This window comes from Bacillus sp. LL01, assembly GCF_001037965.1.
Genome location: NZ_LFEL01000025.1, coordinates 1 through 12,650, shown reverse-complemented (window position 1 = coordinate 12,650; position 12,650 = coordinate 1). Strand labels below are relative to the sequence as shown.

At 38.5% G+C, this 12,650-nt stretch carries 11 protein-coding genes and 1 tRNA gene; 6 read left to right on the top strand and 6 right to left on the bottom strand.

From position 1 onward, the window contains the following. Nucleotides 1-139 precede the first annotated feature (139 nt). Nucleotides 140-475: a hypothetical protein gene (locus tag AB685_RS22085; protein ID WP_047972734.1), complete on the top strand. Its 336-nt coding sequence runs from the start codon at nt 140-142 to the stop codon at nt 473-475. Nucleotides 476-522: 47 nt separating this feature from the next. Here the strand turns inward: AB685_RS22085 and AB685_RS22080 are convergent, their stop codons facing one another. Next, on the bottom strand, nt 523-2,697 hold the full coding sequence (locus tag AB685_RS22080) for a DNA topoisomerase III (RefSeq protein WP_047972733.1): 2,175 nt from the start codon (nt 2,695-2,697) through the stop codon (nt 523-525). 567 nt (nt 2,698-3,264) lie between these two features. On the opposite strand from AB685_RS22080, the gene AB685_RS22075 reads away from it, so the two are divergent. Beyond that, nucleotides 3,265-3,888 (top strand): cell wall hydrolase, encoded by a 624-nt coding sequence (locus AB685_RS22075; RefSeq protein ID WP_047972732.1) that lies wholly within the window; start codon nt 3,265-3,267, stop codon nt 3,886-3,888. A gap of 42 nt (nt 3,889-3,930) precedes the next feature. On the opposite strand, the gene AB685_RS22070 is transcribed toward AB685_RS22075, so the two are convergent. Beyond that, a complete protein-coding gene (locus tag AB685_RS22070; protein WP_047972731.1) occupies nt 3,931-5,127 on the bottom strand; it encodes a class I SAM-dependent rRNA methyltransferase in 1,197 nt (398 codons plus the stop codon). 157 nt (nt 5,128-5,284) lie between these two features. On the opposite strand from AB685_RS22070, the gene AB685_RS22065 reads away from it, so the two are divergent. Further along, the gene (locus AB685_RS22065; protein ID WP_047972730.1) at nt 5,285-6,070 is read left to right on the top strand and encodes a class I SAM-dependent methyltransferase; all 786 of its coding nucleotides are present in this window, start codon (nt 5,285-5,287) and stop codon (nt 6,068-6,070) included. Between the two features lie 62 nt (nt 6,071-6,132). Here AB685_RS22065 and aldA read toward each other — a convergent pair whose 3' ends face one another. Further along, on the bottom strand, nt 6,133-7,581 hold the full coding sequence (gene aldA, locus AB685_RS22060; protein ID WP_047972729.1) for an aldehyde dehydrogenase: 1,449 nt from the start codon (nt 7,579-7,581) through the stop codon (nt 6,133-6,135). 239 nt (nt 7,582-7,820) lie between these two features. Here aldA and AB685_RS22055 point away from each other — a divergent pair, with 239 nt between their 5' ends. Beyond that, nucleotides 7,821-8,162: a general stress protein gene (locus AB685_RS22055; protein ID WP_047972728.1), complete on the top strand. Its 342-nt coding sequence runs from the start codon at nt 7,821-7,823 to the stop codon at nt 8,160-8,162. Nucleotides 8,163-8,204: 42 nt separating this feature from the next. On the opposite strand, the gene AB685_RS22050 is transcribed toward AB685_RS22055, so the two are convergent. Continuing rightward, nucleotides 8,205-9,887 carry a bifunctional diguanylate cyclase/phosphodiesterase gene (locus AB685_RS22050; protein WP_047972727.1) on the bottom strand — a complete coding sequence of 561 codons (1,683 nt, stop codon included), beginning with the start codon at nt 9,885-9,887 and terminating at the stop codon, nt 8,205-8,207. A gap of 497 nt (nt 9,888-10,384) precedes the next feature. Here AB685_RS22050 and AB685_RS22045 point away from each other — a divergent pair. Beyond that, nucleotides 10,385-10,455, top strand: a tRNA-Cys gene (locus AB685_RS22045). 40 nt (nt 10,456-10,495) lie between these two features. On the opposite strand, the gene csaA is transcribed toward AB685_RS22045, so the two are convergent. Together csaA and AB685_RS22035 are read right to left on the bottom strand one after the other, a co-directional pair. Further along, nucleotides 10,496-10,828, bottom strand: a complete 333-nt coding sequence (gene csaA / locus AB685_RS22040; protein ID WP_047972726.1) for a chaperone CsaA — start codon at nt 10,826-10,828, stop codon at nt 10,496-10,498. 284 nt (nt 10,829-11,112) lie between these two features. After that, nucleotides 11,113-11,973 (bottom strand): VOC family protein, encoded by an 861-nt coding sequence (locus AB685_RS22035; protein WP_047972725.1) that lies wholly within the window; start codon nt 11,971-11,973, stop codon nt 11,113-11,115. Nucleotides 11,974-12,090: 117 nt separating this feature from the next. Between AB685_RS22035 and AB685_RS22030 the strand changes: the two genes are divergently transcribed. Further along, the gene (locus AB685_RS22030) at nt 12,091-12,420 is read left to right on the top strand and encodes a helix-turn-helix domain-containing protein (RefSeq protein ID WP_047972724.1); all 330 of its coding nucleotides are present in this window, start codon (nt 12,091-12,093) and stop codon (nt 12,418-12,420) included. The last annotated feature ends 230 nt before the right edge of the window (nt 12,421-12,650 follow it).

Here is a 12,650-nt window from a genome sequence, read left to right as displayed (position 1 = left end):
AACCTCTAAAGTGGTAAATGAAGTGCAATCAACTAAAGCGATTACTACTGGATTGCTCAGTAGATTTAACTGCTGTATTTTGTTCAGTAGTATCGCTTTAGTTGATTGCACTTCATTAACCTCTAAAGTGGTAAATGAAGTGCAATCAACTAAAGCGATTACTACTGAACAAAATACAGCAGTTAAATCTACTGAGCAATCCTTTAATGAAATTGAACTGGTCGTTGGAGACATTACGCGAGCTATTGAATTAATTAAAGATGAAGTCAAACATATGAATGAACGTAAAGATTCTGTTGTGGCTTCGATTGAAAACATTGCAGCAATTTCACAGCAATCAGCAGCTGCAGCAGAGGAAGTGACCGCTTCAACTGAGGAGCAAATGCGTGCTCTCTCTACTGTTTCTGAATCTGCAGAGGTCTTAAGTGACGCAAGTGAGCTGTTAACAGAACGTATGAACCGCTTTAAAGTATAAAAAGGAATAACCTAGCTTGAGTTTAATACTCAGAGCTAGGTTTCTTTTTATTTATCTAATTTAAGCTTTGCTAGGGCATCCGCTAGAGCAGAATTACTGAAATCCTCTTTTTTATCTTGCTTCTTCATATAAGTGGAGACTTCCCGCTTCGATACTTGTTTATTTTTATTCTTCTTTCTACGTTCATTGAAGACCGATAGTTTTTCACGATGTCCACATACACATGCAAATGTTTGGCCCTCACCTTCTCCTCTAAGCTCAAGCTTCTTCTTACACTTAGGACAACGAGCATTGGTCACTTTTGCGATGTTTTTCTTATATCCGCACTCACGGTCCTGACAGACACGCATCTTCCCTTTCTTTCCATTAACCTCAAGCATTAACTTCCCACATTCAGGGCATTTACTTCCTGTTACATTGTCATGGCGGAACTTCTTATCGCTTGCTTTCACTGCACCTACAATTGATTTCGCGTACTCTTTCATCTCAGTAATAAATGCCTCTTTTTTAAGCTCTCCGTTTGCAATTGCCTCTAGTTTTTGTTCCCATTCCCCTGTAAGAGCGGGCGAACGTAAGTCGGCAGGAACGAGTGTAAGCAGCTGTTTTCCTTTTGAGGTAATCACAATCTCTTTTCCTCGCTTCTCAATTAAGAAGGATTGGTATAGCTTTTCAATGATATCAGCTCTTGTAGCTACTGTTCCAATGCCACCGGTTTTACCAAGCGTCTCAACTAACTCCTCTGTTTTGTTCTCCATAAATGCCTGCGGTCGCTCCATTGCTGTAAGGAGCGTACCTTCATTAAAACGAGCAGGAGGCTGTGTCTGACCTTCTCTCACTAACACTTCCTTGATAGTAAACTGATCTGCTTCAGTTATTTCTGGCAATGGTGTTGATTGTTCTCCCCCATTCGCTTCATACACTGCCTTCCACCCACGTGAGAGTATCCGATCACCTTTCGCACTGAAATGCTCTCCTGATGCTGTTGCTTCTACTTTTGTCTGCTCATATTCATAAGCTGGATAAAGCACAGCTAAAAAGCGACGAACAATTAATTGATAAAGCTTTGCTTCACGTTCAGATAATGCGCTAGGTACAGGGGATTGTTCCGTTGGAATTATGGCATGATGGTCTGTTATTTGGCGATCATCCACAAAATTTGAATGTGCTTTTAATGGACGCTTTCTTATATCAGATACTAACTTACGGTATGGTTGAACATCACATGCCTTTAGACGATCACCTAGTGTGTCAACCAAGTCTGACGATAGAAAACGTGAATCTGTTCGTGGATAGGTAACAGCTTTATGTTGCTCATAGAGCTTTTGTAAAGTAGATAACGTTTCTTTCGCTGAAAATCCAAATTTTTGGTTTGCTTCACGTTGCAATTCTGTTAAATCATATAATTTCGGTGCTAATGTTTGTTTTTTTGTCTTTGAGACAGATTGAATCGTAATCTTTTGACCTTGAAGCTTCTGTCTCACCTGTTCTGCCTGCTCTCCGTTAAAGATTCGACGTTCTTTTGTTCCTTTATGATACCAATGAAACGTCACACCATTTTTAGAAAGAACCGCTACTTGATCAAAACTCTTTGGCTTGAACTGACCTATATCTTCTTCTCTTTTAGCAATCATCGCAAGCGTCGGTGTCTGCACCCGACCACATGAAAGTTGAGCATTGTATTTTGTTGTAAGGGCTCTAGTTCCGTTCATTCCTACATACCAATCTGCTTCTGAACGTGCCACAGCTGCATCATATAATGTTTCGTACTGTTTACCATCACGTAAATGGTTAAAACCTTCTTTAATGGCTTTGTCTGTAACAGAAGAGATCCACAAACGTTTTATTGGCTTTTTAACATCTGCTTTCTCTAGTATCCAGCGTGCCACAAGCTCCCCTTCTCTTCCTGCATCTGTCGCAATAATAATTTGATCAACATCACCACGATTCAACTGTGATTTGACGGCATAAAATTGTTTGCTTGTTTTTTTCATAACAACTAGATTTAAACGAGATGGCAACATCGGTAAATCCTCTAGCTTCCACGTTTTATATGTGTCACCGTAACTTTCAGGGTCAGCTAACGTTACTAGGTGCCCAAGTGCCCACGTTACAATATAGGAGGCCCCCTCAAAATAACCATTTCCTTTTTTTTCACACTTCAATACTCGAGCAAGATMTCTTGCCACTGAAGGTTTCTCTGTTAGTACAACTGACTTTTTCATTCAAACACCCTTTCCACTTAATCCTTCAAATATGATAGCATCACTGCCTATAAAAAGATATCAAGCCACCGTTCCACGTGAAACATTCTGATAATTCATTATACGTTTCACGTGAAACGAGACGATCGTACAATCTTAGGGTAAAACATTGCTTACATTAATTTACTAGAGGCTATTACTTGATTTGAACTAGGTCTTACTATGGTTTAATAGTCTTCTTGAAAACTTGATCAGTACTTATATGGGATTATCTAGAAGTTGCTCCCTATGATAGACTAATACTTTTTTTCGATTAGTTCCATTAGGTAATTTCTTTGAGTCCTATTCAATAGGTCATCTTACTAATCAAGCTATGAATCTACAAAAAAGTCCCTAATTCATTCCTTTTGAGCCCCTAAGATGGTCTCTTGTTTGAGGCTGAAAGGCTATGAAACAATAAATATAGCAACAGAACATCGTGGTCAATCCAAGTCCATCTGTTCACATGATGTTTAAAAATAATGAATTGGTGGTAAACAGACTTGGTTGACATTATCAAAAAATCAATCTATCGAGGAGAGATGATGAATGAAACAGTTATTTTCAATTAGCAAAGCAATCGTCGCTTTGGCTGCACTATTTTTCGTATTTCCATCGGAAGGACATGCAAGCAGTCTTCTTAAAAATGGTGATTCGAATGCCGAGGTAAAAGAACTTCAAAAACAATTAATTGAACTAGATTACTTAGATACTGATGCTACTGGACACTACGGACCGTTAACGGAGCAAGCAGTTCGAAATTTCCAAAGTGATTTTGATTTAGTTGTAGACGGTATTACAGGTGTTGCCACACATAGTTTATTGGAAGAAATACATAAATTAGCACGAATTGTATATGGGGAAGCACGTGGAGAAACTTTTGAGGGACAAGTGGCAGTTGCTGCTGTTGCCCTAAATCGCGTTGAGTCAGATGAATTCCCTTCTACCCTTGCAGGTGTCATTTATCAACGAAATGCATTTACAGCTGTCCATGATGGACAATATGATTTATCACCTGATGCAACAGCATACCAAGCAGTAAGAGAGGCATACAAAGGGAATGACCCTAGCCAAGGAGCTCTTTATTATTTCAATCCAGCCATCGCAACTTCTGAATGGATTCAAACAAGAACGATTGAACGGACCATTGGCAATCATGCCTTTGCAAATTAACGAACAACAGCCAGGCTTCGGTAGTGAAGCCTGGCTACTTTGCTATCCTTTAACCTTTTTTACGATGACTACTTTTAAGTAATTCCCTTCAGGAAAAGCTTTGATCGTCCGGAAATCATCTGGTAAAGAGAAAGTTCCCTCGATTTTGTAGGAGAACCCTTCTTTTTTAAAGGCTTGATCAATAAACCCTTTGAACTTCTTCATTCCAAATGTACTGCAATTGGTTGACGCGACAATTACACCATCGTCTTCTGTAATTTGAATCGCCTCTTGTAAGAGACTCGTATAATCTTTTTGTGCACTAAAGGTATGTTTCTTAGATCGCGCAAAGCTTGGTGGATCAAGAATAACGACATCAAAGCTTAGTTCTTTACGCTTAGCATATTTAAAATACTGGAATACATCCATCACTTTGATGTCTTGTGCATCGTAATCAATTCCATTTWCACTAAACTGTTCAATCGTTTTAGGTAGACTTCTGTTAGCAAGGTCCACACTCGTTGTTTTCGTTGCTCCACCAAGTGCTGCAGCAACAGAGAAAGCTCCCGTGTAGGAAAAAGTATTAAGAACCGTTTTTCCCTCTGAATAGTTATCACGAATCTTTTTACGCACTTCTTTTTGATCGAGAAACACTCCAACCATAGGACCGTCATTTAAATAGATAGCAAAATGAAGACCATTCTCTTTTACGAGCAATGGAAATTCGCCACGCTCACCAGAGACATAATCGTCATCCTCCATATAAGTTCCTTTTTTATCAAACCGTTTTTTCTCATATAACCCTCTAAATTGCGGTGCCTTTTCTAGCGCTTCAATCACCCAGTTACGAAAACGATACATTCCTTCGCTATACCAAGTCATCACGTAAAACCCATCATAATAATCAATTGTTAGTCCACCAATGCCGTCCCCTTCACCATTGAACACGCGAAAGGCTGTTGTATCATTAGACTCAAAAAACACAGCACGATGCTCAATCGCTTTGTGAATACGCCCTAGAAAAAAGAGTGGATCAATCGTTTCTCGTTCGTTTCTCGATAAAATCCATCCATACCCTTTATTCTGACGCCCATAGTATCCTCTACCAATAAAAGTCCCTTGTGAATCAACAAGCTTCAAAATCATCCCTTCCTCTGTGAGGGGTTTTGTATTTTGTATCGCATCTTTTTCGAGTAATGGAGAACCTGCTTTGACTTTTTTGAGATGAGAATCTTTTATCTGCACTGTTAACTCTTTCATTCATACGTCACCCTATCATTGCTTTATTTTCTTGCAAACTAAACTACTACATTCACGCTCGGTTATCTGTAGGCTGATTATATCATTGATTTCTTTAGAACGAAATTGATGCTCCAAAGCAAAATATGTTAGAATTTTCTAATATAAAATACAATCCATGGGAGCTGCTATAAACTTGAAACTTGATAACTTTGATAAATACAAAGACCCTCTATTATACGATGTAGAAAACGATCATTTTGAGGATGATCTAGCCCTTATAGAAGAATACGCAGCTCGCACAAGGGGACCGATCATTGATCTTGCCTGCGGGACAGGTCGAACGTCTCTTCACCTTGCTCGTCTTGGGCATGATGTGATCGGCATTGATATTCACCAAGGAATGCTTGAACATGCGAAGAATAAAGCTCAGCAAGCTAATCTGAAGATTGATTTTAAGCTTCAAGACGCTACCACCCTCTCTCTTTCTCTAAAGGGGAGCTTTCTCTTTTTAGTTGGTAATGCCTTTCAGCACTTTTTAACTAACGAAGATCAAGATAAGCTACTCGAGGGTATTTATACACATATAGAAGAGGATGGGATTTTCCTATTTGGAACTCGCTTCTTAGAAAAAGAAGATATAATTGGTACTGCACCTTACAATCGAACCTTTAGAGATTACTTAGGACGTGAGATTACTGAATGGCATATTGAAACCTACGATCCACTAGAGCAAATTCTAACATGTAACTCGAGGGTTCAAATGATAGATGGTGTTCAAGTGAACGAGGAAGAAGAAACGATTCGACTTCGTTATGTCTTCCCTAAGGAAATGGAGAGGCTTTTAACAAGTAAAGGCTTCTCCATCATACATGCCTATGCAGATTGGAAAAAGACACCTTTACATGCTCGGAGCAGACAGATGATTTACGTCTGTAAAAAAATTAAGAATCATAGTAAGTAATTATTTTTCAGACAAAAGGTTAAATGAAAAGAGGAGCTCAAGATTGAGCTCCTCTCGTCTTATTATTCTTTATCCTCTTTATATTGCATGTAGACCACATGCGTGACTAAGTAGTCATCTAGACCATGCTTACCGTCGGCTCCACCTAACCCGGACTTACGCATACCGGCATGGTAGCCTTGAATCGCTTCGAAATTTTCTCGGTTAACAAATGTTTCTCCATACTCGAGTTCAGCGGTAGCTCGCATAACTTCATGATAATTTTCACTGTAAATAGAAGACGACAACCCATATTCCGAATCATTGGCCATTCTAATAACCTCATCAAAATCACGATAAGTTGTAATTGGAAGCACCGGTCCAAAAATCTCTTCTTTCATAATAGGAGTATCGTGTTTAACATCTTTTAGCACGGTTGGCTCAAAGAAAAACCCCTTCTCTACATCAGCCGGCTGTCCTCCAGTTAAGATCGTTGCCCCGTCCTTTACTGCTTCTTTCACCATATCATAGACGCCTTCTAAATGATCGTTACTAATTAATGGCCCAATATCGGCCTCTTTATCTTCAAGAGGATTTCCATAAGTTGAGTTCTTCATTGCATCAACCATCTTTAAAATAAATTCATCAGAAACGTCTTCGTGAACATACACTCTCTCTGCATTTGTACAAGCTTGTCCTGAGTTTGTCAGACGGGATGTTTTAATGCTTTCAACTGCTACATCTAAGTCAGCGTGTTTTGTCACAATAGCAGGAGCTTTACCTCCTAGCTCTAAGTTAACTTTCGTAATTTGCTGTGCTGCCGCTTCCATTACTTTTGTTCCTGCTTTTACACTTCCAGTCATTGTCACCATGCTCACTTTCGGGTGTGAAGCCATCACGTTGCCAATTTCTGAGCCTTTCCCCGTCACATAGTTATAAACACCCTTTGGCAGCCTAGATTTGTGTACAAGCTCATTAAACTTTGCAGTGGTATTGGGCGTTTGGTGACTAGGTTTTAATACGATGGTACAACCAGCAATAAGTGCTGTGGCCACTTTTCTCGCTAATATAAAAACAGGGAAATTCCAAGGGACAATCCCTGCAATTACACCAATTGGTTTTTTATGAATAAAGATTTGTTCATTGGTTTGATCACTTGGAACGATCTCTCCTTCAATCTTTCTACCCCACTCAGACATATAATAAAAATAATCAATGGCTGTGTCGACTTCCCCTGTTGCAAGCTCGTAACTCTTACCTTGTTCCTCCATAAGAAGTCGAATAAAGGTTTCACGCTCTTTTTTTAAAGCATCTCCTAATTCACGCACCATTTTACCTCTTTCATTTGATGGTACCTTCTTCCAAGATTTTTGCGCTTCATACGCAGCATCAATGGCTTTATTCGCATCCTCTTCGCTTCCATTAGCAATCCTTGAGATGATTTCTTCTGTAGAAGGGTTTATTACATCAATCGTTTCTGTAGACGTTGAATCAACATATTCTCCTGCTATATATAATTTATGAGTTTTCACGGTTATGCCTCCTCTTAATTCCATTGCTTTAAGAAGGTTTTCCTACTTTATACGAATGTTAAACATGTTTTAGACAACCAATGTACCTTAACATCCTTATTACTTTTTTTGACACTTTCACAAAAGTATCCGAAACCCTTCATATACATAGGCTTTTACCCAACCTTCAAAGAAAAATAAAGGATGGTTAGTTTGATTTTATTTCAGCCGGGTACACATTTACCAAGGAGGCGATAATGATGAATCCAAACTATAAAGAGTTCCAAAATGATGAAGAAGTTGTACGTGAAATTGAAACATTGAAGGCTAGAGGTGTTGACCCAGCTACAATGTATGTCATCACACATGATGATGATCGTACAGACCGCATTGCTGATAATGCTGATGCGAAYACAGTTGGAGCAAGTGAAGTAGGACTTGGTACCTCCATCAAAAATGTTTTCCGTAAAAAAGGTGATGAGCTGCGAGCTAAATTTTCAGAGTTAGGCTTTACAGAAGTTGAAGCAGAGAATTTAGAAAACAAGCTCGATCAAGGCAAGGTTATTCTTGTTTTAAAAGAAGATCACCCTGTTAATATGTAACTATAAAAAGCTTGGTCTGATTCAACCAGACCAAGCTTTTTTTTATTTATGAATAAACGTTAATTGATCCATTTTATCCTGAATTTGTTCCAAAACCCCATCTAATGATTGTCCATCTACCGGCTTGCTAAAATAATACCCTTGTAATTCATCACAGTTCGATTGCAAAAGCATTTCAACCTGTTCTTTGGTTTCTACGCCTTCTGCTGTTACGGTTACACCAAGCTTTCTAGCTAAAGAAATGATTGAATGCACAATATGGTACTCCTTTGCTTGCTTTTCGATATTGTGAATAAATACTTTATCTATTTTAATTTTATTTACTGGCAAAACACGCAAATAATTTAGCGATGCATTACTTACGCCAAAGTCATCAATAGCAACACTAAATCCTAGCTTCTTCAAACGGAACAGTTTATCAATAATTGCTTGTTCATTTCGCAATAGAKAGTGTTCGGTAATTTCTAACTCCAATTGACTTGGAGAAATTTGATATTTTTCGATTACGGTTYCTAACATCGATTCCAACGTGTCAGATGCTAACGTTTTGGTTGATAGGTTAACTGCTACTTTAGCAGATGGATTCTTCGATGTGTAAATAAACTCACTTGCTTTATCTATGACCCACTCGTCTATAGTTTGAATAAAATCTCGGTCCTCAGCAACAAGAATGAACACATCTGGTGGAATGGTACCGAGCTTTGGACTAAACCATCGCAAGAGGGCCTCAAAATGAATTCCCTTCGTATGCACATTAATAACTGGTTGAAAGTAAAGGGTTAATTCTTTTTTAGTCAGAGCCCTGCGTAGCTCTCTTTCTATAATTGGTTTATTCATTACTTCATTGGTATGTTCATTAAAATTAAAGACAGTGATCGCTTGTCCACCCTTTTGTTTCGCTTGAAACATCGCATGGTAGGATTGATTAATCAAATGCTCTACAGGTAACTCCTGGCTTCTTTTATACGATATTCCAATAGAAGTGGTCACTTCTAATTCCATTTCATCGACTAAATATGACGCTTGGAGCTGCTTTTGGATTAAAGCTGCCACATCGCATATTTCATTTTCACACACGATATAAAAAAGAAACTCATCGCCCGCTATTCTGGCTAATCCACTTTCTTCATTTCTCAAAACACGCAATATCCGATTTGTCATCTCTACAATAAAGTCTTCTATCGATCCATGACCAATTAAATCAACCACCTGGTCAAATTGATTGATCTTCAAATAACAGACTGCTATCTTTTTATCAGGGGCTTGCTTCACTTTCGTCTCAATTTTTTCTTTCAACCCTTTAATACTAGGTAAACCCGTTAACGTATCAAATACATAATCATCATGATTCAGTTTTTCGGTATAACAAACTAAGTACTTAATCACACCATCATCTTCAATAATCGGCGCAATGACAGACTTACCTAACTGATTCATTGATTCTACATTCATCTTATCTTTATAAGTAATCGGCTTTCTTTTTTTGAGAGCTTCTATATACATTTGATTAAGATGCTCTGCAATATAGGTAGGGTATACTTCATCAATATATTTCCCCAGACACTCCTCAGATAAAGAGGCATAATCGAGTGCACCCTTGCTAAAATAACTATAYTTAAAACGACCTTGTTCAAATTCCATTAAAAAAACAATATCATGCAGTTCCTCAAGTGTTTTTAATATGAGGCTTAATTGAATTGTCTTATTTCCAATGCTCTCGTTCATCAAAGCACCTCTTCCCACTCTAGATCGCACTGATGCCCTATTGCATTTAAAGAACAATARGGACTTATTTAATCCATCGTTCTTTTTAGACAAATTCCTTCTTTTATCTTAGCGAATTTCATCGATAAGCGAAATATTTTTTTTTAGGAATGTAAGCTTTATAGGGAGATTTTTCAAATAATCAGTCACATTTTATCAAGGAGGAAAAACGGAGTATAAAAAATAGTCGGCTCAGCTTTTAGAAGTGAAACCGACTACTTATTTTTATCGAGGAGAAGTGGGATTGGTTCGCTTTTGTTGCTTTCTTTTATTTAAAAACTTTCTTASGATCGGATAAATAATTGGTGCCCATTTAATTAAACGTCGTATTAATCTTCCCAAACAAAACGCCTCCTTTTGTTCTTTTACAATACCCCTGAACCCCTCCATTAAAACCTAGAAGAAACAGACAGTTCTTTTTCTTCACATTCATGCATAGGATAGAGAAATAACAGTATGGCAGCATCGCCAAGTGGTAAGGCAAAGGTCTGCAAAACCTTCATCCCCGGTTCGAATCCGGGTGCTGCCTTCAGCAAAAAACCTCGCTTAATTAAGCGAGGTTTTTTCGTTCAACTAATTGTGGTCCCATTGGGCAAGGGCACATCTGGTCGAAGGAGCACAACCTCACCCTCTCCTGGTACTCCTCCTAAAACGAGAACCTCTGACTTAAAACCTGCTACTCTTCGCGGCGGAAAATTTACTACAGCCACTACTTGCTTTCCAATTAACTCTTCTTCGTTGTATCGTTTCGTAATTTGAGCACTAGACCCTCGCACTCCAATCTCTTCTCCAAAATCAATTACTAATTTAATTGCAGGTACTCGAGCTTTCTTAAGAGGTTCTGCTGATTGAATTGTCCCTATCCGAATATCTAGCTTCATTAAATCTTCAATCGTTGCCATACTAATCACTCCCTTATAGTCTATTTCCTTTTTCAACAACGATCTTCTATTTCCTACTACAACTTACCGTTCACACCACTCCGAAACCCATATTGATGCTCCAGCACTATTTAAAGATGAAAAATAAAAAAGCTAGGACAAAAGTATTTCAACTTATGGAAAATCAAACATTACTGATGCGGTCTATGTATACCGCTCCTGAAATATACTTCGCTTTCATCCGCTAATTTAGCGCTTCGTTCCTATCCTGAATTAAACCTCTTAGATATGTCCCAACCCCTCACTTATTTACATGCAAGTCGAATTTCAATTCCAAATGGATCGGTAAATACGTAGTAATCCTCAATCATCATTCMGTCTATTCCACTCTCATTTAGTCTCTTTATGACGTCCTGTCGTGCTGTTGAATCAGGCAGAATAATGGTGTAATAGACTAGTCCAATCGCACCCTTAGGTGGGCTTGGCGCACCAAAACCCGCCCAAACATTGAGGCCAATATGGTGATGATAACCACCAGCTGCAATAAATAAAGCTCGCATTGCTTTAAAGTCGCCAACTACTTCAAATCCAAGCTTTTCAACATAAAAGTCTTTTGCTAATTCTAGATCACTTGCATGAAGATGAATATGGCCTATGATTGTTTCTTGAGGTAATCCACTCCACTGTTCACCCTTAGCCTCATCAAGCAATTCTCTCCACATTATTGGGTCGCTCCCCATCACATAGTGATTTGACGCATCTCGTTTCCATGTAGAACGAGGTCGATCGGCATAAATTTCGATTCCATTTCCATCAGGGTCGCTTAAATAGAGCGCTTCACTTACATAATGTTCGGATTGCCCAATATCCATTTTTTGTTCCATTAAATGTTGAAGGATGACTCCTAAATCTTTTCTCGTTGGCACAAGTAATGCAAAATGATATAAGCCAGTGGTTGTACGTGGTTGAACTCGCACAGCATCAACATACTCCTCGATTTCAACTAGTACCGTATGTCCATTAGCGCTTAAATAGGCCGTTTTTTCTTCTCGTTTTAGTACATTCAAACCAATCACCGATTGATAAAACTCGATTGACCTTGTTAAATTATGAACTCTTAGCCGTACCAATCCGATTTGAGTATCCGAATGTATAACAGTATTCATTGACTAATCCTCCCAGTGTTTCTCCTTTATTTCTATTATGCTCCCTCTATCTCTCATTCGAAAGTAGGCAGTTTAAAGTGGTATAGTATACAAAAAGATACCAAAGGCGGAATCAATATGTCTGAATGTAAAGTAGAAACAGCTCTTGAAATTCTCACAGGAAAATGGAAACCAAAAATTCTTTTTCAACTGCTTAATCATAAAACAATGCGGTTCAATGAATTAATGCGTATGATTCCAGGCGTTACACAACGAATGCTCACTCAACATCTGCGCGAACTTGAAGAGCAGGATATCGTTACTCGCACTGTCTATGCCGAGGTTCCTCCTAAAGTAGAGTATTCAATGTCAGATTATGGGTCGACATTGGTGCCCGTCTTGCAAACGATGGATGAATGGGGACGAAAGCATGCTGAACATATTCAAAAAAGGAATGAAACAAACTAATTATTGATTTCTTCCAATCCCAAGTCGTTTTATTACGATACCCGAAAGATAGTTGATACAATAGATGTATGGATCAATTGGAATACGAATCATTTAAACATTCCAWTTCCATTTACTATCGATAGGAAAGAGTTGAGATGATGACAATTAACCATAAAGCAAGAACACTAAAAGATATTAAATTTTCCGTCCTAGACCTTGCCCCCGTTATTGTTGGCGGCACACCTAGA

Bases quoted from the DNA above. Each gene is read 5' to 3' on its own strand.
- AB685_RS22065 (WP_047972730.1), top strand. From the start codon at position 5,285: ATGGGAGCTGCTATAAACTTGAAACTTGATAACTTTGATAAATACAAA.
- csaA (WP_047972726.1), bottom strand. From the start codon at position 10,828: ATGGCAACGATTGAAGATTTAATGAAGCTAGATATTCGGATAGGGACA.
- AB685_RS22030 (WP_047972724.1), top strand. From the start codon at position 12,091: ATGTCTGAATGTAAAGTAGAAACAGCTCTTGAAATTCTCACAGGAAAA.
- AB685_RS22075 (WP_047972732.1), top strand. From the start codon at position 3,265: ATGAAACAGTTATTTTCAATTAGCAAAGCAATCGTCGCTTTGGCTGCA.